Source organism: Acinetobacter sp. 25-47-130, from assembly GCF_056779705.1.
The window spans coordinates 1-635 of the sequence record NZ_JBWYII010000020.1 but is presented as its reverse complement, the minus strand read 5'-3'; the positions used below and the strand labels follow the sequence as shown (position 1 = coordinate 635).

Genomic DNA, 635 nt, shown 5'->3' with positions numbered 1-635 from the left:
GCTTCTAAAGTGGTTGATGCACGAGGATGTTCATCTTTTGCCACCACAACCGCATCACCTTTACGCTGTGGAATAGTCACAGGCACGATTTCTTGATCAAAGAAACCACGTGCTTGCGCTGCAGCCGTACGTAGTTGGCTGGTTAAAGCAAATTGGTCTTGATCAGCACGGCTAATATTGAACTGTTCAGCCACGTTTTCAGCCGTTTGCGGCATGGTTTCAACACCATACATTTCTTTAAGCTTCGGGTTGATAAAACGCCAGCCCATGGTGGTGTCTTCAATCTTTTGACTACGACCAAATGCACTCTCAGATTTACCCATCACAAATGGGGCACGTGACATGGATTCAACACCACCTGCCACAATCACGTCAGCTTCGCCTGCTTTAATGGCACGCGCAGCCATTGCTACGGTATCGAGTGATGAACCACATAAACGGTTGACTGTGGTTGCAGGTACTGTATAAGGAATCCCTGCTAAAAGCGCCGACATACGACCGACGTTACGGTTATCTTCACCGGCTTGGTTGGCACAGCCAAATAAAACGTCATCGACGACATTCCAATCCACAGAAGGGTTACGTTCCATTAACGCTTTTAATGGCACTGCACCTAAGTCATCCGCACGGACAGG

1 protein-coding gene is annotated in these 635 nt (G+C 48.2%); it reads right to left on the bottom strand.

Annotated elements, in window-relative coordinates:
- The coding region (locus AC1M83_RS14150) for a thiolase family protein (protein ID WP_481590939.1) at window positions 1-635 on the bottom strand (635 nt) is incomplete at both ends.